This is a genomic window from Coleofasciculus sp. G3-WIS-01, from assembly GCF_040223135.1.
In the GTDB taxonomy this organism is placed as follows: Bacteria; Cyanobacteriota; Cyanobacteriia; order Cyanobacteriales; family Coleofasciculaceae; genus Coleofasciculus.
Genome location: NZ_JAVJZI010000074.1, coordinates 1 through 21,000 on the forward strand (window position 1 = coordinate 1; position 21,000 = coordinate 21,000).

Sequence of the window (21,000 nt, forward strand, 5' to 3'; positions counted from 1 at the left end):
GTGGGTTACGGCGGATCATCATTAAATAGTTTGTTTTATTTATTGAGTACCGCCTAACCCACCGAGTTATCCTTTCCCACAGGTGAACAAACGAGGATACCTCAAAAAAATTAATGGATTTGCCCTTATTAACCGTAATCCGTAGGGTGGGTTAGGCGGTAATCAATTCAGGAAACAAACCATTTAATTAACGATCCAACCTAACCCACCGAGTTATCCTTTCCCACAGGTGAACCACCAACGAGGGCGAGTCGAGAAATTTACTGGATTTTCCCATCACCATAGTAGGGGCGCAAGGTTTGCGCCCACACAATCAATCGATTTACCCATCACAATAGTAGGGGCGCACGGCGTGCGCCCACACAATTAATGCCTTTCCCTGAAAAATAGTGCAGCGACTCGCCCCTACCCCTACCGACAGGAAAATAGGACAATATGACGACAGGATTGGCAAAATAAACCCGTTGTCCTTGATTAATATTAAATTCTAAAAAGCTATGGAATAATGCCGAACCTCGGCTAGCGCCATCCTGGATTAAATCGGCGGTTACTCCATCGATAACCACCCCATCAGGTAGGATTGAGGAACGTTCAGAACCCAAGGTGGAATCGGGTGTAATCTGGGCGAGGACAGGGTTGCAGGGGATGAAGAGGAATGAGGCGATCGCGCCCCAATATCCTATATGCTGTAAGCTTTGATTTATGGTCATTATAGCACCCTCTAGATTTGAGATTTAGGGAATTCCCAACCTGATATTTATTTTATTATGTCCTGTCGTCATATTGTCCTATTTTCCTGTCGGTAGGGGTAGGGGCGAGTCGCTGCACTATTTTTCCGGGGAAAGGCATTAATTGTGTGGGCGCACGCCGTGCGCCCCTACTATTGTGATGGGTAAATCCATTAATTGTGTGGGCGCAAACCTTGCGCCCCTACTATTGTGATGGGAAAATCCATTAATTTTCTCGACTCGCCCTCGTTGTTGGTTCACCTGTGGGAAAGGATAACTCGGTGGGTTAGGTTGGATAGTTAATTAAATGGTTTGTTTCCTGAATTGATTACCGCCTAACCCACCCTACGGATTACGGTTAATAAGGGCAAATCCATTAATTTTTTTGAGGTATCCTCGTTTGTTCACCTGTGGGAAAGGATAACTCGGTGGGTTACGGCGGATCATCATTAAATAGTTTGTTTTATTTATTGAGTACCGCCTAACCCACCCTACGGGTTATGGTTGATCTGGGTCTATAGGACGGCATATTTTACCATGGTATAAAACTACCTAAAATCAGCAAGAAAGTCAAGCCCTACTTCTATTTCTTTGTCGCAATTTTCCATATTTTTCTTCATGAGCATCGTCAAGATTGACTCCAGTCTTGCCATTCTAGCCCTTCAATTCGGCTAAAATGACGCTGGTTGTGGGTAATGAGAACCAGATTATTGGCAACTGCAGTACCAGCAATTAACAGATCAATATCATCGACAGGCGTTCCATCTTTCCGCAGGCTAGCATAGAATTCGGCTGCAAGAGTGACAGCTGTTTGGGTAAGGGGTAAAACGGTGTTTTGAGTGGCAAATTCTAGAAATAGTGCAAGTTGCTTGTGGGCGTCGCGATGTTTTAAGCCACTGAGAATTTCGTAGTAAGTAATAATACTGAGGTTGATTTGACGATATTCGTTCAGATATGTCTGAAAATTAGAAACGACGGCTGGATTGCCGCGAAAAAACATGGATAGAATATCAGTGTCAACTAAGGCTGGCTTCAACGGTTTTGCCTCTTTTGAAATGCTTGCTGACGGCGCTGGGAAATGTCGTTTAAGAATTCAGTATAAGTGTCGTTGGGTAGATCTCTCCAGCTACCTGCGAATTTCATGATCACTTGGCTAGGAGAATGGGCAGGTTCTGAACGTAGTCGGAATGTATGAATCAGATCTAATAGTTCAATCAGTTTATCATCTGGAACACTCTGGATTTCTTGCAAAACTTTGGTTCTTAGCTCTGAGCTATTCATGAGCAAGTAGTCCTCAATTAATGACTTACGTGGGAAACGTTGATTTTGTGGGTTAGGTGAGATGGCGAATTAAAGGCTTTGTTTCGGAAATTGATTAATGCAAGAGTCTCCCGACAAAATCCGGTGTTTATCGGTCTATATAACCGCACATTTCCCCATGACATAAAATTACCTAAAATTAGAAATGAAATCAACCCCTAATCCTATTTTTCTGCCACGCTTACTGCTGTGACGTACAAACAAAACCGGAACATCGGTAGGATTGAGGAACAGTAAGAACCTCATCTGAAATCGGGCAGAATCTGGGCAAAAATAAAATGACAAGAGATGACGGGGTAGTTTGCGATCGCGCCCCAATATCCTAGACACTGTAAGCCTTGATTGATGGTCAACATAGCACCCTCTATATTTGAGATTTAGGTCATTCCCAACCTGATATTTATTTTATTGTGTCCTGCGCCCCTACGGTTTCCGGGCGTAATTCTAATTCATCAAATAAGGTGTGCCACGCTACTACGGGTTACGGTTGATCTTGGTTTATAGGACGACACATTTTCCCATGATATAAAAGTACCTGAAACGACAGCAAAAGTCAAGCGCTAATTCTATTTGCCGATAAGACAGCAGTTAATCAGACATAATTCTTTAAATTAAAGAACGTATGGCGTCCCCAAAAGCAACTCTGGCAAACGCTTCATCGGCTAGCATTCCTGCCCTATTTATGGATTTGTGGTGATATCGCTGGATTCTAGCAAAAGACAAAATTTTATAAATTTACGCCAATTAATTCATCCTCCAACACTTCACAAACCCGGAATTGAAAATAAAATGAAACCTAAGACAACCACTGAACTCATGAAGTAAAACTGATTCAACGATGCAATTAAGCTCAATTAACCTCCCCAACTATTTAATCCGACTGGGGCTATGTCCCCCAGAAAACCAAAATCAGCTCATCATTAAACCCGTTGCGGCGAAAAACTTTAACCTCTTAGTCACCTTACCCGACGGTAAAAAACTTTTGGTTAAGCAAGAGCGGTATAATCAAGACGGGAAAACAGCCGGAGAATTTGGACAAGAATGGCGCATTCAGGAATTTTTACAGCACTTTCCTGAACTCACTACCCTTAACCCCTATCTGCCCAAGGTACTGCATTTTGATCCGGGGGAATCAATCATCATATTCCGCTACTTAGACGAGTACCGGGACTTAATGGAATTCTACATCGAAGAGACAATCTTCCCCCCTGCGATCGCGGCTTCCATTGGCACCACCCTGGCGGTTATTCATCGCGCCACATTTAACCGGGACGACTATCAGCACTTTTTCTCACAACAGTCTCACTCCCTCCCCGAAACCGTACCCAACCTAATTAGCGGATTAGAACGAATCACTCCAGACACCTTTGGACTGGTTCCCGTCGATGGGCTCAAATTCTTTGCCCTCTATCAAAGATACGACAGTTTAGGAGATGCGATCGCACAACTCGGCAAAACCTTCACCCCCAGTTGTCTCACCCACAACGACCTAAAACTCAATAATATCCTGCTTTCCAACCACTGGGAACAATCGCGCGATCGCAGAGTACGATTCATTGACTGGGAACGTTCTCATTGGGGAGATCCAGCCTTTGACGTAGGAACTCTCATCGCTAGCTATATCCAAATTTGGCTGAATAGTTTAGTCATCAGCAACGCCCTCAGTCTCGAAGAATCCCTGAGGTTAGCCACAACCCCCCTCGACCACCTCCAACCCTCAATTGCCAGCTTAACCCAAGCCTATTTCCACAACTTCCCAGAAATTTTAACACACCGCCCCACCCTCTTACTCCAAATCATCCAATTTGCAGGTTTAGCCCTAATTCAACAGATTCAAGCCATAATTCAATACCAAAAATCCTTTGGAAACTCAGGAATCGCCATGCTGCAAGTAGCCAAAACCTTACTCTGTCGTCCCCAACAATCCATCCCCACCCTATTTGGCACCATGACTCCCGATCTAATCCCCCCAAACCCCTCCCACAACTCCCCCGAAACCCTCTGCGCCCCTCTGCGTTAACCTCTGCGTTCCTCTGCGTTAAAAAAAATCATGCAACTCCTAAACATCCCCACCCCACAACCCACCAATTCCCTCCTCGACACCTTACAAAACATCGCCAACACCATAAAACTCCAAGCCAACTTTTCCATCCATCATCCCAACTACAAACCCTTTGAACTCCCCCAAGAAATAATTAACCGTCTCCAGAACATGCCCCCAGACATCCAACAACGCTACTGGAGTCTGCAACTGCGCGGATTTCTCTACGGAACCTACTACAATCAATCCCTAGAAAATAGCCTCGCCCTGAATACCGATAACCCAGCCATACCCATCGACCTAGAAAACAATACCCTTTTAGGATTAGACTTAAACTTCTATCAACAATTACACAATCACAATCAAGGAACCGGTTACTTTGACCCCGGTTGGTTCGTCCTCAAACAGGAAACCGATAACACCCTTGTTGTCAGCAAAGGCAGTTTAAAACTGCATATTGAACCCCAACGCCATCTCCACCCCAACCAACCAGCAGCTATTGGGGACACCGTAGCGATTCGGATGCCCAAAAACCTGATCCAAAACGGATTTTACATGGCAGTGAGTAACGCCGGAACCCAACTTGAACCCACCTTAGAACATCCCTCAGAAACCGTGCGAATTTACTTTAACCTCACCCCAGACGGGGCGGTTTTGGTCATGGATAGCCTAACCCAAAAATTTAACGCAATTAACCTACCCTTTAGCTTTAAAGTCCTGTATAACCCCGCCGACTACGGACGTTACGATTCAGGAGTTTTTTACTTTGATAAACCCAATTATACCACTGTCCGCCAAGTGCTTCAGGTTATCTATGAGGAAAATAAAGCCCATTTTAAACCACAAGTTCCCCTATTTACCAAAGTCCTCGCCCCCGGATTAGGATTAGCTGAAGAACCCGATACCAAATTTGGCACACAAGAAAGTTTTGGCATGAACCGCTGTCAACTGGTTGCCAATGGGTTGCTAGAAGCTTGGCAAAACGGGGATAACTCCCCAGAGGGGCGAATGCAGGCAATTCTCCAACAGTTTTCCCTGTTTGGGATTGACATAAATCGTGCCTATCTCAATGCCAATTCTGAGGATAATTATACACCTTTACTGGGTTCGTAGTAGGCACGAAGCGTGCCATAAGCGAAGATAGCGCTTACTACAAACTAGCGCCATTCCCCTTAACATCATGCAAATCACAGACATTGCCCCCTCAGTTGTCAAACCCGCCGTTAAAATTCCTGATTTCCCCGACTCTGACTTTTCATTTTACCGCCCCTTAGGACGGACTGATTTAACCGTTAGTTGTTTAGGATTAGGTGGAGGGGGTGGAATTTCGAGTCAGGATACACTATACGCCTTTGACCAAGGAATTAACTACTTTTTCTATTCCAGCGACTTACACCACCATATTTATAGTTCCATGGCGGATGCCCTGCGTCAATTATGTGGGCGAAAATCATCCGTGCGGGAGAACGTCGTACTGGCAACAGTGACCTATATCAAGAATCCCGAAGTCGCACTGGCGGCTTTATTGGATCAGTTTGTGGAACTTAAAATTGACTATATCGATGTATTGTTCTGGGGATGGATTGGTGCAAATGATGGGCAATCGTTTAAAGATTGCTTGCAGCTTTCCCCCGATTTACGGGGTAAAAATTCCGTTTATCAGCGCACAATTGAACGATTTTTCGGCACATCGGAACGGCTGAAGAAAATGGGGGCGGTGCGGTATATTGGCGCATCCTTCCACGATATGAACCTGGCGCAGCAGTGGTCAACGAGTCCCTTATTAGATGTTGTCATGGTGAGACATAATCTGGCACACCGTTCTGCCCAAAATCAGGTCTTTAATCGCTTAGATATCCGAGATCGTAACCGTCCAGGCGTTGTTACCTTTAAGTCTACCGGGTCTCATTCTGGTGCGCTTTGGGATGCGCCTGCGGGTTTACCGGAAGGATGTTGGCAACCGTCTGTACCCGATTTATATCGCTATTCGTTGAGTCAGAACTGTGTTGATGTTTGTTTGACCGGATTGCGGTGTCGGGAGGAAATTGATGCGGCGATATCCGGTGTGCAAAACGGCAAGTTAACCCCTGAAGAAATTGATTATCTCAATCTTTATGGGGATTTACACCGCCATCGGCTTTCTATCTCCGATATCTCACCAGAACGCTTAATTTATCGAGATTAAGTTTACCCAGTAGAGATGTTCCGTCGGAACGTCTGTACAGAGTCAATTGTAGGGGCGGGTTTAGCCGTTTAATTGGGGGATCTACCGATAACCTTTCCACAAAACCCGCCCTTGGTCAAAAACGCAATTAAACATTGTCATTACCGAGGAAAATCATGCCAGAAACACTAGAACAATTCACATTAACCGAAATTACCCCAGCAACGGATAAAGACATCCTTGCCTATTTACGCCATTCTTATCAAATCGCCGAAGTTGCAGGGGCGGCGGAACAGAATGCGTTAATTGTGGCGGTTTGTCAGCAATTAGGGATTACGGTATCTGAGGAAGAGTTACAAGCGGCGGGGGATGCATTTCGCCAGGAGAACAAACTGCTGGGAACATCGGAAACCTTAGCCTGGTTAGCACAACAGCGCATTTCTGTGGAAGATTGGTCCCAGGGAGTGCGGATATCGCTGCTGAGGCAGAAATTGAAGGAACATCTGTTTGGTGAGGCGATTGATAGTCATTATATGAGCGATCGCGACAATTATAAACGGGTGGCGCTGTCTCAGATTCTGGTACGGGATTTGACAGAGGCGGTGAAAATTACCCAGGCGCTTCGCCAGGGGAAGGTGTCGTTTTGTGTCTTAGCGTTGGAACACTCGAAGGGGAAGCAGTCTAAGGAAAATGGTGGTTTTGTCGGGGTGCGATTTTTGGCGGAATTGCTACCGGAGATTGCCCAGGCTGTATCTGAGGCTGTAGAGGGTGAGGTGATTGATCCAGTTCAAACGAAGCTAGGGTATCACATTCTTCGAGTTGAGAAATGGTTTCCGGCTGAGTTGGCTGAAGTCAGGGAACAGGTGTTGGAGTCTCTGTTTCAGGGTTGGTTACAAGCGGGAAGGCAGTCTAATCCTCATGCCTAAATGAGATAGTCTAGCTTTTGAACTCAGAGTTCCACGATAACTATTAAAAGTGAATGCCAGTCTCTAATTCGTTCAGAGGCTGGTCTTTTTTATATCTGCAAATAAAATGAGCTACTCCCACATGAGAGTATTTTATTTTTAGATTAAACATGATAAATTATGTCTGTTTAATTGCCAGCAATTATAGTTTTCTTGTATTTTTTGTATACTTAAAGAATTATAGTCATATATTAGTAAATTAATTTTTATTTTTATGTCCAACAACCTAGACGGAAATATTGATTTATTTTGTTGAAACTGTTTTAATAATAAATAAGGGCAGAGAACTTAAAAATATCGCCTGACAAAACAGTAAGACTAGGAGAAATCAACAATGGCTACGATTAAAATTTCCAATTTGCATCCGGCTGGTTCCGAATTATTTGGGGATTCCGAAAGCTATCTCAATGAGCTAACGAATGATGAGCTGACTATGACGCACGGCGGTTCCTCTCCTGTTTGTAGCTTTGTAGCTGGCGCTGCTCTTACGATCTACGGTGCTAAAAAAGGTTGGTGGTAAGTCAGCCAACTCTTGCCTAAATTTTTTAATTACTTCCTCCTAAACATGGGAGTTAATCAAATCTAGATTTGTTCAGCCTGCGTCTGCCTTTGACTTGTTTTCGAGGCAGGCATTTTATTTATAGGCATAGTTCGAGCAAGGAATAAGGTTTATAATAATTATGAATCCATTTTAAATGGTACATAAAATGACACTACCGTCTATTAGCATTCCCTTCTCATTTGTCAATGTTTATGAAGGCTTTGCCAAAGCTCAAGGAATCCTGCGAGTTGATGAGAATACCTTAACCTTAGAGTTTGAGATTAAAGATAACTTCTTTGGCGTTCTTACATCGGGAATAAAAGAGGTGATAATTCCCATTAAATACATTGACTCAGTTACACTAAATAAAAACTGGTTAAGGACAACACTAGTTGTCAGAGTACAGAGTTTAAAATTACTTAGTCATATCCCGAAGCATAATCAAGGAAAACTCTGGCTCTATATATCTCGGAATGATAGGGATATCGCATCTCGATTTGCATCTTTTTTAAGGTTGAAAATATCCGAAAATGAGATAAATTTATTAGATACTAATTAAATAGTAAATAGATTTTTTATAGGTTAATAATCTGCACTAGCATTTGCATTACCTTCACGGTAAGCGTCAAGGTTGCTGGTAATCAACACGCCCCAATTTGTAGAGACGTAGCATGCTACATCTCTACAATAGTAAAGGAAAAAAGGGTTATCAAATCAGATGCAATTATTATGAAGAGGTAGGAATTTGACCGCCGAAATTATCAGACTGTCGAGCGACAGCCAAACGCTCTTTGTAAAACTCATCTAATGATGCACAAAACCTACCTGATTGCAACTGAATCCCTAAAGCATCAATGACCGCTAGAAAATCCAGAAAGGTAGCATTATTATAGTTTTCCTCTTCATAAGCTTTGATTTGGTTTTCCGTGCGATCGCACAAATCTGCCAGTTCCTTTTGTGTCAGTTTAAAAGCAATCCTGGCTTTAATTAAAAGCGTTGATAGTTTGTTGATGTCATCAAGATTAAGAATGACTGGCTGATTCGGATCATGGGAAATTAGGGTTTCATATTCGGCAAGTTCATCCTGAAGAGTCTTTAGCTGACTGTGGTATGAATCTTGGAGGAGTTGCCATCCATCGGGGTCATTCTGTCTCTTTTCTTCATTTTGACGCACAGTTAGGATTGATCGCGCAAATTTCTCTGCCCATTTTTTTGTTACCTGATACTCGTGTTCGTTCTTAATCATGGTTCCCACCTTCGTAAATCAATAGCAACGATTCCTTTGGGATTTTCACCTCGATCACGCTGAAAAAACTCTATTGACATTGTACCCTCATCACTAATTAGCTGATCGGATGGTAAAATATCACCCCTATACTTAGCCTTTTGCATGTCACGGTCGTAAAAATTGAGTAAGGTTGGCGCATGGGTTCTCAAATAATCGATATCAACCTCTTCTCTATCCCAACAGGCATCAAAGTCATTCGGGTTGGGTTCGCTGGTAACAAAGCTCCCATTAATATAGATAGCACAACAGCCAGCGGCTTTTAATTGTTCCATTGCCAGAAGCAGTCCTTGAATCATACGGACTCGTTTAGGGGTAATGCCATATCGCTCTTCAAATTCTGACCACTCAGCCCAGTGTATTCCTGGTGGCAGGTTACCGTTTTCATCAAAAGGGGGTATCATTTCTATAGTATGTAAACACAACTCATTAACTGAGTTCAAAGCATACCATTGTGTCGGTAATATTATACAAAGCTTTAAAAATCTAATGTAAGGATACCTTATTGTTACAAAACGGACAAGAATAAAGTTATCATTATCTATCAAAACGCCCCAATTTGTAGAGACGTAGCATGCTACGTCTCTACAATGGTAAAGGAAAAGAGGTTTATCAAATCAGATGCAATTATTATGAAGAGGTAGGAATTTGATCGCCGAAATTATCAGACTGTCGAGCGACAGCCAAACGCTCTTGGTAAAACTCATCTAATGATGCACAAAACCTACCTGATTGCAACTGAATCCCTAAAGCATCAATGACGGCTAGAAAATCCAGAAAGGTAGCGTTGTTATAGTTTTAACTGATAGCTTACACCTTTGTCAGTAAGCCCCAACACCCGCCAAGCACTCAAGTGCTTGGCTAAAAGCTAAAGTCCATTAAAATGGACTAAAACTAGAGATGCAGTCGTCTTTAGACGACTTTCGCTATTGGTTCCTTGGGTTAAAACCCAAGGCGGTTGGTGAGACTGATGCAAGATGTAATTTTTAACTTCTGACATTCTTCCTACGAAATCAGGGCACGACACTGTCGTGCCCCTACATTACACCGATTACACCCCAAATAAAAACGCCTAAGATTCGCCCATAGCCGTTACCACCTCCACCTCCTCAATCTGTCGCTTTAACCACCCTTCAAACAACTCTAAAAGAATCTGATAACGCAGCTTGTCATCCAACTCCGGCTGAATAATCTCCTCAACTTTAATCAAATGCACCCCCTTAGACGTGACAATTGGCTTCAACACCTCCCCTGGCGTCGCCGCAAACACTTTCGCCGAAATCTCTGGTTTCATCTGCTGGCGTTTAACTAATCCTAAATATCCTCCCTTGCGCCGTAATTCTTGCTCCTGAATATACTCCTGAGCAATCTCCGTAAAACTGGTTTCTGCTTCCTGAAGTTCATAAAACAACTCTATGGCTAAATCTTCATCATCTAAAACCACTTCATACATTACCGCCGCTGCATAGTCTAACTGATGTTCATAAAACCAGGGTTCCACTTTATCGCCAAACAAATGCTGGGCTAATTTTCCGGAAAGGACATTGATGTAAACCATCTCTTCAAAATCATCTAGAGAAAGGGCAAATTTTTGCAGCCACGCCCAGGTGTCATCCGCATTGAGCAGTTTATTCATGAACCGCATTTGATCTGCTGCTTGTTGTAATTCGGCGATTTCAACCTGGATACTGGCTTCAGTCGCCGCTGAGTTAATGACTTTGCGGGTGATGATTCCTTCGATAATTGTGGGAATCTGACAGGCGAGTTTGAGGTGATGCAGGATGTCTTGGTTGGTAATTGTGATGGTTTGTGACATAATTTTTTTCCTAAATAATTAGAGTTTTTTAGATGGAAATGGGCTGGGGAGTTAATACGACTTGGAAGCCTGTATTGAACATCCGGAGATCCCCCCAAACCCCCCTTCAAAAGGGGGGCTTACTATTCCGCATCCTGACAAAAAGCAAAGTATCATTGTGTTTCTCCTGTACGATAAAAGCGAAGCATCCGCTGGCTTCCCCGCATAACAAAAAGCGAAGTATCCTCTGGTCTCCCCCTTTTTAAGGGGGACGGAAGGGGGATCTAAAAAGGGAAGAGGGGGGTTAGGTTTTATGGCACTAAAGTGCCTACTACGAACGAACGAGCGAACGTTACAGTTCTAATCCTCCTTTTTGTAACTTCTTAAATGGGTCAAGAATAAAGTCAATTATCTTTCGCCGCCGCACGATAACTTCAGCCGTGGCTGTATCCCCTGGTTTCAACTCTAAACATTCATTTTTGGTGGGAATACAGGTCTGATTTAGCTCAATTTCTAACTCAAAATTTGTCACTTGACCCTGGGCGGTTTCGGTGACTTTAGAGGTGGGCGATTTGCGAATTAGTTTGCCTTCGGCGACACCATAATCCTGGAATGGATAGGCATCAAATTTGAGCTTAACTTCCATTCCTTCCTGTAATGCGCCACTTTCAGCCGTGGGCATTTGGGCTTTGAGAATTAGGGTGGAACCTTGGGGCGCAATCTCGGCAATTAATTCTCCGGGTTGTACCACCGCCCCGACTCCTTTATCGGGTAAACCAAAGACGGTGCCGCTTTCTGGTGCTTTGAAGACTCGCTGCTTGAGTTCAAATTCTTTGGCGGCAATTTGGCTTTCGCTTTGCTTGATTTCGGTTTGGAGTGTGGTAATCTGAGTTTCTAGGTTCTTGAGTTGTTCCTGAATTCTCAGAACCGCAAGTTTGCCGGAATGAACCAGGGTATCATAGCTTTTTTGTTGCTCCTGTAAGCGCAGTTTCGCCTGTTCAATTTCGGCTTGGGTTTGATGGAGAATTCGGTCATAACTGCCTTGTTGTTCTTTGATCCGTAACTGGGCTTGGGAGATGTCGGATTCAGCTTGAACTAAGCGTTCTGTGTTGACTTTGACTAGGTTTTGTGATTCAGTAAAGCGGTCAGTGGAAATGGCTCCGGCTTCAAAGGCTTTACGATACCGTTGAACTTTATCTTTTGCCTCAATTAAATTAACTTGGGCTTGATTGTAGGCAGCTTGACTAGAGGCAATGGCTTGTTTTGCTTGGTTTACTTGAGCCAGTTTTTCGGCTTTTTCCAGGGTGTAGGTACTCTCAAGGGCAGTAAAGTTTTGTCTGGCTTGTTCAATTTGAGACTGTTTTTCTAGTTCTTGGGATTGGTTCTGCCGCTGCTGGGTATGGAGGGCAAGATTTAACTGATTTTTGAGAACTGCTAACTGATTTAGGCGATTTTTTTGACCGTCTAATTGACTGCGAAGTTGCTCAATTTCGGAACGCACGATGTCGGATTCGAGGGTGAGTAGTGTTTGTCCAGTTTTGACGCGGTTTCCTTCAGTAACGGGGAGGTTGATAATTGTACCACCGACAGAGGATTCTAGTTTGACGGTGGGTTCTTTGGGTTCTAATCGCCCTCTAGCACTTCCGGTTTCTTCGACTTCAGTTAATATTGCCCAAGGAAGTGCGATCGCGGCGAATAAAATTAAGAAATATAACAGCCCCCGCGTCCAAACTTGGGGTAAGGTATCTAGCAGTTCTTTTGTAGCATAAGACCAGTCAGAGGGGGGATTTTTTGAAACGCAGAGGTTCGCAGAGGTGGGCGCAGAGGTCAAGAGAGGGGTGGGAGTATGATTGGAATTCATGATAGATGAGGAATGAGAGAGATGAGGGAGATGAGGGAGATGTATTCGTAGGGGCGAAGCATTCGCGCCCAAATCTATCGGTTTTTTATTCAAATTTAAACGCGAATGCTTCGCCCAATCCCCAACCACAAATGAACAATCAACAATAAACCATCATTCTGTTCGATCCATTTGTTGCTGGTTTAGGTAATAATAATGACCGCGTTTTGCCATTAATTGCTGATGGGTGCCACTTTCGACTAAAACGCCTTTATCCAACACGAGAATTAAATCCGCTTTGCGAACTGTGGACAGGCGGTGGGCAATAATTAACGTTGTTCGTCCTTGGAGAATTGTGTTGAAATTGGTCTGAATAATTCGTTCAGATTCAGCGTCTAAATGAGACGTGGCTTCATCTAAAATAAGTAAGTGGGGATTGCCTAATAACGCCCGCGCGATCGCGAGTCGTTGTCTCTGTCCTCCTGATAACATTCCGCCCCCTTCCCCTATCTGGGTTTCATAACCCATGGGTAGCTTTTTGATAAACTCATCCGCCCCGGCTTGTTGGGCGGCGGTGATGATTTCGTCTAGGGTGGCTGAGGGATGACCAATGCTAATATTCTCCCGAATGGTGCTACCAAAGAGGAAGGTATCTTGGTCTACAACGCCGATTTGTTGGCGCAGGGATTGTAGGGATAAACTGGTGATATCTTGCCCATCAATTAATACCTTCCCATCCGTCGCCGGATACAGTCCTAAAATTAACTTGGATATCGTGGTTTTCCCGGAACCACTGCGTCCAACCAGGGCAACAGTTTGACCGGGATTTACTGTAAAACTCAAGTTTTCTAGGACATTAATATCGCTTTCGGGGTGATACCGGAACGTCACCTGATTAAACTGAATCTCTCCCTTTAACTCAGGTAAACTTTGCCGCACCGATGCTTGTAAATTTTCTTCTGGTTCGGTATCAATGACATCATTGATCCGTTCAACGGCAATAATTACTTCCTGTAACTGATTCCAAAGTACGGTTAATCGTTCAAAGGGTGTAATTACGTTGCCGATTAACATATTAAATGCCACTAATTGTCCAATCGTCAGTTCATTTTGAATCACTAACGACGCGCCAAACCAGAGTAGTCCTGTTGTCACCACGGTTTCTAGAGTTGAGCTAAAAATTTGCAGGCGGTTACTAATAATCTGCCCCGAAAACATCTTTTTCACCGATTGCAGCAGATGTTCCTCCCAGCGCCAACGCACGGTTTGTTCCACCGCCATGGATTTGACTGTGCGAACCCCGGTGAGGGATTCAATTAGATAACTATTTTCCACCGCAAAGGTATTAAATATTTCTCTGGAAATGCGGCGCAGGAACGGAGTGGCAATTAGGGCGAGTAGAACAAATGGCGGGACGATGACTAATGCCAATAGCGCCATTTTCCAGCTATACCAGAACATTAACCCCACGTAAACAAAGACTGTGAGTAAGTCGAGTAAAATGGATAGGGCTTCCCCGGTGAGAAAACGCTGGATTTTCTGGTTTTCTTGCACCCGTGACATAATATCCCCCACATAACGAGATTCAAAGAAGGAAAGGGGGAGACGGAAGGTATGGCGAATAAAGCCGACAATTAGGGCTAAGTTAACTTTATTCGCGGTATGGTCTAATAAGTATTGCCGCAATCCAGTCATGGCGACGCGGAACAGACCAAAAATTAGCATCCCTAAACCGACAGCGGTTAAGGTGAGGTTGCTTCCTTGGACAACTACTCGGTCTAAGAGGAGTTGGGTGAATAGGGGTGTAATTAATCCAAATATTTGAATCAGTAGGGAAGCAATAAAGACTTCCAGGAGGACAAATCCGTGGGGCTTAACTAACTCAAAGAATTGCCAGAAGGGAGTCGTCGCCTCCTCGGTTTCTTGTAATAAGGCGGTGGGTTGTAAGAGGAGGGAATAACTTGTCCAACTGGCGTTAAATTCCTCAGGAGTAAGACCACGTTGACCAATGGCTGGGTCGGCAACAATAACCTGATTTGCCGTAATTTCATAGACAACGATATAATGATTTCCGTCCCAGTGGACAATTGCCGGCAGCGGTTGTTGGGCGAGTTGGTCTAAACTGGCTTTTACAGGTCGTGTGGAAAAGCCAATACTTTCAGCGGCGGCGGATAGTCCCCGTAGAGATGCACCATTGCGGTTAACATTGGCGATATCTCTAAGGCGATTCACACTTAATTTTTTACCCCAATACCGACCTACCATTACCAAACAAGCCGCCCCACAATCTGAGGCACTTTGTTGGGCATAAAAGGGATAGCGGCGCGTGATCCGTTGCCAGAGATGACCGACTGTCTGGGTGGGGTTGGGAAAGTAGGCTTTGCTGATGGTTTGTTGGGCATTTGTTAATTCTTCGGGGGTGTCCGTCTCCTCTGCAATAACTGGAGTTACGGCTAAATTATCCCCTGAACTAAATTGGGAATTCCTCACCTTTGCCCGATGATAAAGATGATCCCGAATATGAGGATGGTTTTGGACGAGGGAAAAGAGGAGGGTTGGGGGAATGTAGGATAATTGCAGATGACGGGATGCCCTAGCGGAGTAAGGTTGAAAGGGTTCATCGGGAAAAAAGGTAACTTCGCCAAAGGTGTCTCCAGGTTTCAGCGTGGTAATCAGTTCACCGTTGGCGTCAATGAGTCTAACTTTACCTGTAATAATCAGGTAAATTCCGGCTTCAGATTGATCCGATTGCCAAAATTGACCGAGTTTGGGTTCGAGAATTTTAATCTGTTTCAGACAATTAGTGAATTGCGACTCGCTAAAATCATGTCCGAGACAATCACTAAGGTGTTGACGGGAAATTCGGGGTGGAGTTTGTACCATAATGGGTTTGCACCTCAACTCATTTTAATCGGATTGAATTGCCATACGTCCTGGGTTTTTGGGGTATGGCTGGGGGTGAGGTTGCTAATCACAATTCCCTTGTCTGAATCCTCCTCTGCATCAGGGGGAGTGTCGGGTTGAGGGGGTTTGGGGCGAGTCGAGAGTCCCTTATGTTTCAATAATCGATTAATATGGCGATCGCTAACTTCTATGCCAAATTCTGTAGCCAGGTGTTGGCTTAACTTCTGGGCGGTCCAGTTGCGAAAGGAATAGCCAATGTCGCGGGGACTCTGAGTGACTAATTCTTGTAAGCGTTGTAGATACTCTTCATTCACCGCTTTAGGACGTCCAATCGGATGGGATTGCCAATGATGCGCTTCACCGCTACGGGCTATCAGCATCCAATGTCGGGCGGTGATGGGGGAACAGTTCAACGCCTGACTAATTTGGGCTTGGGTTTTACCCTCGTCGGCTAACAGCATGATTTGGATGCGCTGGCGATATTTTGGCGGTAAGTCCTCTTGCAGACTTTTTTCTAGTTGTTTGCGCTGAAAGGGGGTCAGGTATTCACCGCCAGATTTACGCAGAGTGCGGCGTTGACCCAGGTTGGGTGGGAATTGGTGGCTTGACATCTCTATCGTTGCGTTGGGAATTAGCCGGGATTGGTCACAAGGATTATCCGGGCGATTCACAATATATAAATTTGTATAAAATATATATAAATCAGTCCCAGGTTCTCTGTCAAGACCTAAAATGCACAGTTTTTCTCCCCCCTCATTCTCCCAACTCACAAGGGTATGTAGCACAATGTTAGGGTTAAGTGTGTAGGGGCGGGTTTCACAACTATCTTTTTGGTTGTACCCAGATGTGACTAAACCCGCCCAGACTCAGGTTTCTAGACTCCCCGATTCATTGTCAAGAGGAACAGAGTAGATCAATTAGGGATTGGGGTAATTCTTCAAAATGCTCTAACAAAAAATCCAGAATTGCCAAATGGCGCAAGTCAACGGGTTGAGGGGGGCGATACCCTTGACCTCGGTTGAACCAACATTGAACCATTCCCAGAGAACGGGAACAGATGTGAGAAAGTTGCTCATAAGTGACATCCCATTTGGCATAAAACTGCCTTGGCGTCATCCCGAATTCACAGTAACAATAAAGGTCAATGATGTATTGTTCACGCTGGGTAATTGGGCGGGGATTGTGTCGCCCTTGGGGATTATAGCGTCCGGTTGGACTATGCACTGATAGAGGCTCTAGTTCATGATCAGAATGGGTGGGATAACGGTATTGGTTATCATCATCTTCACAGGAAGAATCGTTGAGTGTTGATTGTGTAGGGGCGGGTTTAGGGACAAACACGAATTGTTGTACCCAACTTGGTGGCAAAACCCGCCCTGATTGTTCGGTTAATTCCTCCATTTCTTCACTATGACGCAGAGTATTTAAAGTACCAGCAATGAGTTTACCGTTCAGGCTTGCGGTCAACTGCTGGATCAATAGCTTCGCGATCGCCTGGGCTTCTGCATCCGTCAGGTGCATTAGGGATGCATCGAAGTCAATATCACTGTAGTGCTTGATCAACCAGAGGAGTTGGGTAATTCCTAATTCCGAATCGGCTTGCTGGCTAGTGGTTTCAGCGGGTCGATGTGTCATGGGGTTTTTCTCCTTTAATGTTCAATATCTTAGTTGCTTGTAACAATGTTATAACATTTTACTCAAAATAAAAACCCCTTTGTCTTAAAAAAAAGGGATTTAAAGGAAATTATTGGATCGACAAAACCTAGGGTGGGGTTTGCGGAATTTAAACAGAAGCGATCGGGATTCAATTAACGCTTTGCTGTAACAAAATTGACCCTTCGAGTTACCTGTAGGGGCACGATATTATCGTGCCCTTACCCTAAATGGCGTGTGTTTGTTCCAGACGTTGCATGGAACGTCTTTATGGTGTCGAAAGTCCTTTAAACGGACATGATATAACCCATGATGGCGGACTGACACAGTTACAATTGTGGCATAGATTTTACGGTTAAATTGGGCGCACGTCGGTCATGCGTGTCAACTTAAGCCACAACCCTTGCCAATCCTAATTTTCAGCGAGGGTGTCCCTGCTCCCTATACAAGTCATAGTTCCCTCGGAACACCTCTGTAGGGCTTCCCCTGCTCCCCCTGCTCCCCCTGCTCCCCCTGCTTTTGGCGCTTAAGTTGACACCAATGCACGTCGGTGCGCCCCTACGGGTTACTCATCACTTAACAGCACTCTGACAATTTATCGGATTTTGCCAACCCGTATTAGGGGTAACATTAGGCGCTTGGGCGGTGAGAACGATTGTTCCATCGGGTAACTTTATCCAGCCTTGAGCCTCAATTATTGGCGTTGAACTCCTCTGGGTTACGGGTTCAATTTTTGCTGGGCGATTATCACTACTGGGAACCAATAGACGTAAATCTTCCCACACGTTATCTGTTCCCGTTACTTGGGAAATTGTGGGAGGAACTCCGCCGCGTCCACTGATGATAAAATGGCTGGGAGTTTGGTCAGAACGCCCTTGACAGAAATTGACAAATTCTGGGGGAGAAGCTGGGGCGGGTAATTGCAGTAATCCGGTGTCGGGGTCAATTTCTAAGGTGCTGATTTCCACTACTCCTTGTTCGCCAAATTCTGAACTGGCGGTAATGTCAGAAAGGGGCGTAAGGCGAGAGCGAAATTCGAGTCCATAAATTTTGTTGGCGGTGATATCAACTCTCCCCCCATTACCAAAGAAAGCGTTGGCGGTAATATCGCTATTTTCCCAGGGAAGCCCGACAATAAAGGGAGAATTAATCCGGATATTACCTCCATTTCCGCCAGCTTGAGCAGTTCCGGCGGTGGTGGAAATTGAACTGTTATGGCGCAGGAGTAGTATATCGTTGACGTTGAGGGTAATATTACCACCTTCACTGGAATCAGTTTCAGCAATAATAGCGGCTTGGTTATTCAGACGGATAAAATCAGCCGTAATTTCTGTGTTACCCGCTTTGCCCGTCGCATCAGGTGAAAAGGGGGGGAGAACGATATCATCACCAACGTCAAATGAGGGAAAATTAGGAATCCTAGCATCTGCGGCTGTACCAGCAGCAACGCTAACTTTTGCCCCATCTCGGATATTTAAATTCTGGGTGTGATTAACTGTCAAGTTACCAGCATCCCCATCCCCAAATGCTTGAGCATACAATCCACTGGCAAATCCATCTCGTGATGTACCACTAAGTTCGATTGATTCAGAGGTGTTTACTATCAAATTCCCCCCTTGACCTTCACTAAAGGTTGAAGCCGATACCCCAGCACCATCGCGAGCAACCAAGCGTCTAGTATTAATTATTAAGTTTCCGGCATTTCCTGTGCTAATCGTATCGGTAGATAAACCACTGGGAAATCCATCTGGGGAAGTACCAATTAGTTCTACCAACTCGGAAGCATTGACGGTTAAATTTCCACCTCGACCCGAATTAGAAGTAGAAGCACCGATGACGGCTCCATCGCGGACAATTAATCGTTTTGTTTCAATTTTCAAATCTCCAGCCCGTTGATTTCCTCCTGTGGATGTGGACAATAGACTCAGAATCTGACCATCGGGTGAAGTACCAATCAGTTCTACCGACTCCGAGGCTTTCACTGTCAGATTTCCCCCTACACCCTCTGCGGATGAACCTGTTAGTATTCGCCCACCATTGGTTAAGGAAAGTGACCGAGCGGTGATGTTAATATCACCACTTTCTGGGCTTGAATCAAAAGCATCGCTACGGATAACAAAAGTACCATCAACGGCAACTGTTCCAGCATGGCTTGTCAAATCAATATTGCCACTTAATCCATCACTAGAGGAGCGAATGTCACCTGCTTTAATATCATTATTTGCAGTCAGAGAAATTGCTCCGCCCCGATTAACAGAGAAAGAGTCCAGGATATCCGCCGTCGTGTCAATCATGCCACCACTTTCCAGTGTAATATCCCCACCGTTTGTTTTAATTGAGCCGTTGAGCGTGATATCATTGCTTGCGTCTAAGATAATGGGTCCTCTGGGAGTTTCCAGGTTGCCTGTGGTGATGCGTCCTGGGGATGGATTTTGAGATAAGGTTAAGTTTGAATCATTGGGACTATTATTCGGTGATGGTTCTCCCGAAGATGTTACACTTGACCACACAGAAACACGGACATTATCTATTCCCCAACTTTCATCATTAATCGAAGCATTGGTAAGTTCTGGCGAAAAATTAATCTGAATTGAATTATCTGAATGTTCAAAAGTCTGGCTTAAGTTGTAGACTGAATCAACGGATCTACTTTGGTTGATTGATTTAAAGAAGAATTCGTAGCCGAGGGTTGTGACCTCACTAGCTCCTTGATATACCGGATTATTAACAAGAGCTGAAGGATTATATTCCGCAGGATATGACTGGGTTTGTATGTCTTTAGGTTCATTGTCAAAGATAATGTCATAGTTTTTAAATGTTGTATTGATCAGGGTTTGACCCCCCTCAATATTCAAATTCCAAATATCTGGCCCGTCCTTTAGCTTATTTCCATCCCATGAGCGGATAATGAATAGATCCAGAGAAATAGTCGCTACTTCATGGGGCTGTAGATCATCCAGCTTCAGGTTTATCGGATCGTTGACAAACTGCCCCAGAAATCTACGGTTTCCTTTCGGTGTGATATCTGTTGAAGTATTTGACCATACATCAGGAATGTCTCCTTGAAAGTCATCACTATAAACAGGAATCAATGTCGTTGGCGGATGTTTTAACTCGTCTACTCCCGCTCGTAAAATTAAAGCTGGACTCTCTCTCAATATCTCAATATCCGGATCATCTCCCTGTGTTAATGTCGTATCTTCACCCGTAATCCGAATATTTCCTGTGGTAATACTTCCCCTCGCCTCAACCTTCAGCGAAACCCCTGTATAATCCCCCAAAACCACATCCCCTTCGGAACTTATAATCGGGTCATATAAACTGATAAAATCACCCGCTTCTCCCGCTAAATTCAGAATCGCAAACTGACCCCCACTGGCAAAATGAGCATCCCCAGAAATCACCCCATCACTAATTAAACTTAAATCACCACCACTCTGAAACGGGGTTCCTGGATGATTCAATGCCAAAATATCAATACCTTGATTTCCTTGAATATAAAGATTCCCACCTGCATGGGCAATAAACGGATTTTCTACACTATCCCGCACCCGTACCGTATCCCCCGCCAATAAGATTAAATCCCCAGCGGTGACTAACTGACTCTCTTCTAAAATTAAGTTATTATTCGCCAATAAAATAGCCGACTGCGCCAACCCATCCCGCACTGTTGCATCCCCATTTACGGCGGCTATTTTTAAATGTCCGGCGGGGGCGGCTAATTGTCCTAAACTGCTAATTGTTCCGCCAACTAAGGTGAAATT

At 44.4% G+C, this 21,000-nt stretch carries 17 protein-coding genes; 6 read left to right on the forward strand and 11 right to left on the reverse strand.

Going from position 1 to position 21,000, the window contains the following annotated elements; genetic code table 11:
- Positions 1-329: 329 nt before the first annotated feature.
- From RIM23_RS07880 to RIM23_RS07890, 3 genes are all read right to left on the reverse strand, one after another.
- On the reverse strand, positions 330-710 hold the full coding sequence (locus RIM23_RS07880; RefSeq protein ID WP_446365972.1) for a hypothetical protein: 381 nt from the start codon (positions 708-710) through the stop codon (positions 330-332).
- Between the two features lie 646 nt (positions 711-1,356).
- Positions 1,357-1,764: a PIN domain-containing protein gene (locus RIM23_RS07885; RefSeq protein ID WP_446365974.1), complete on the reverse strand. Its 408-nt coding sequence runs from the start codon at positions 1,762-1,764 to the stop codon at positions 1,357-1,359.
- The gene (locus RIM23_RS07890) at positions 1,761-2,009 is read right to left on the reverse strand and encodes a hypothetical protein (protein WP_446365976.1); all 249 of its coding nucleotides are present in this window, start codon (positions 2,007-2,009) and stop codon (positions 1,761-1,763) included. Before RIM23_RS07890 ends, RIM23_RS07885 begins: the two co-directional genes overlap by 4 nt.
- A gap of 877 nt (positions 2,010-2,886) precedes the next feature.
- On the opposite strand from RIM23_RS07890, the gene RIM23_RS07895 reads away from it, so the two are divergent.
- The 6 genes from RIM23_RS07895 (at position 2,887) to RIM23_RS07920 (ending at position 8,318) form a co-directional block, all read left to right on the forward strand.
- The gene (locus tag RIM23_RS07895; RefSeq protein ID WP_446365977.1) at positions 2,887-4,068 is read left to right on the forward strand and encodes a phosphotransferase family protein; all 1,182 of its coding nucleotides are present in this window, start codon (positions 2,887-2,889) and stop codon (positions 4,066-4,068) included.
- A gap of 30 nt (positions 4,069-4,098) precedes the next feature.
- Complete coding sequence (locus RIM23_RS07900; RefSeq protein ID WP_446365979.1) at positions 4,099-5,202, forward strand: T3SS effector HopA1 family protein; 1,104 nt, start codon at positions 4,099-4,101, stop codon at positions 5,200-5,202.
- A 67-nt stretch (positions 5,203-5,269) separates the two neighbouring features.
- Positions 5,270-6,274, forward strand: coding sequence for an aldo/keto reductase (locus RIM23_RS07905; RefSeq protein WP_446365981.1), 1,005 nt, complete (start codon positions 5,270-5,272; stop codon positions 6,272-6,274).
- Between the two features lie 155 nt (positions 6,275-6,429).
- Positions 6,430-7,179, forward strand: coding sequence for a peptidylprolyl isomerase (locus RIM23_RS07910; protein WP_446365983.1), 750 nt, complete (start codon positions 6,430-6,432; stop codon positions 7,177-7,179).
- A gap of 373 nt (positions 7,180-7,552) precedes the next feature.
- The gene (locus tag RIM23_RS07915) at positions 7,553-7,738 is read left to right on the forward strand and encodes a hypothetical protein (protein WP_446365985.1); all 186 of its coding nucleotides are present in this window, start codon (positions 7,553-7,555) and stop codon (positions 7,736-7,738) included.
- 187 nt (positions 7,739-7,925) lie between these two features.
- Positions 7,926-8,318 carry a hypothetical protein gene (locus RIM23_RS07920; RefSeq protein ID WP_446365987.1) on the forward strand — a complete coding sequence of 131 codons (393 nt, stop codon included), beginning with the start codon at positions 7,926-7,928 and terminating at the stop codon, positions 8,316-8,318.
- A 168-nt stretch (positions 8,319-8,486) separates the two neighbouring features.
- Here RIM23_RS07920 and RIM23_RS07925 read toward each other — a convergent pair whose 3' ends face one another.
- From RIM23_RS07925 to RIM23_RS07960, 8 genes are all read right to left on the reverse strand, one after another.
- Entirely contained in the window at positions 8,487-9,005 is a 519-nt protein-coding gene (locus RIM23_RS07925) for a hypothetical protein (RefSeq protein WP_446365989.1), read from the reverse strand.
- Positions 9,002-9,448: a DUF6932 family protein gene (locus RIM23_RS07930; RefSeq protein WP_446365991.1), complete on the reverse strand. Its 447-nt coding sequence runs from the start codon at positions 9,446-9,448 to the stop codon at positions 9,002-9,004. Before RIM23_RS07930 ends, RIM23_RS07925 begins: the two co-directional genes overlap by 4 nt.
- A 668-nt stretch (positions 9,449-10,116) precedes the next feature.
- Positions 10,117-10,860 carry a peptidylprolyl isomerase gene (locus tag RIM23_RS07935; protein ID WP_446365993.1) on the reverse strand — a complete coding sequence of 248 codons (744 nt, stop codon included), beginning with the start codon at positions 10,858-10,860 and terminating at the stop codon, positions 10,117-10,119.
- 331 nt (positions 10,861-11,191) lie between these two features.
- On the reverse strand, positions 11,192-12,700 hold the full coding sequence (locus RIM23_RS07940) for an HlyD family efflux transporter periplasmic adaptor subunit (RefSeq protein WP_446365995.1): 1,509 nt from the start codon (positions 12,698-12,700) through the stop codon (positions 11,192-11,194).
- Between the two features lie 153 nt (positions 12,701-12,853).
- On the reverse strand, positions 12,854-15,562 hold the full coding sequence (locus RIM23_RS07945; RefSeq protein ID WP_446365997.1) for a peptidase domain-containing ABC transporter: 2,709 nt from the start codon (positions 15,560-15,562) through the stop codon (positions 12,854-12,856).
- A gap of 14 nt (positions 15,563-15,576) precedes the next feature.
- Complete coding sequence (locus tag RIM23_RS07950) at positions 15,577-16,194, reverse strand: helix-turn-helix domain-containing protein (RefSeq protein ID WP_446366003.1); 618 nt, start codon at positions 16,192-16,194, stop codon at positions 15,577-15,579.
- A gap of 283 nt (positions 16,195-16,477) precedes the next feature.
- Positions 16,478-17,218, reverse strand: a complete 741-nt coding sequence (locus RIM23_RS07955; protein ID WP_446365999.1) for a hypothetical protein — start codon at positions 17,216-17,218, stop codon at positions 16,478-16,480.
- A 590-nt stretch (positions 17,219-17,808) separates the two neighbouring features.
- A partial coding sequence (locus RIM23_RS07960) for a hypothetical protein (RefSeq protein ID WP_446366001.1) occupies positions 17,809-21,000 on the reverse strand: 3,192 nt, incomplete at its 5' end.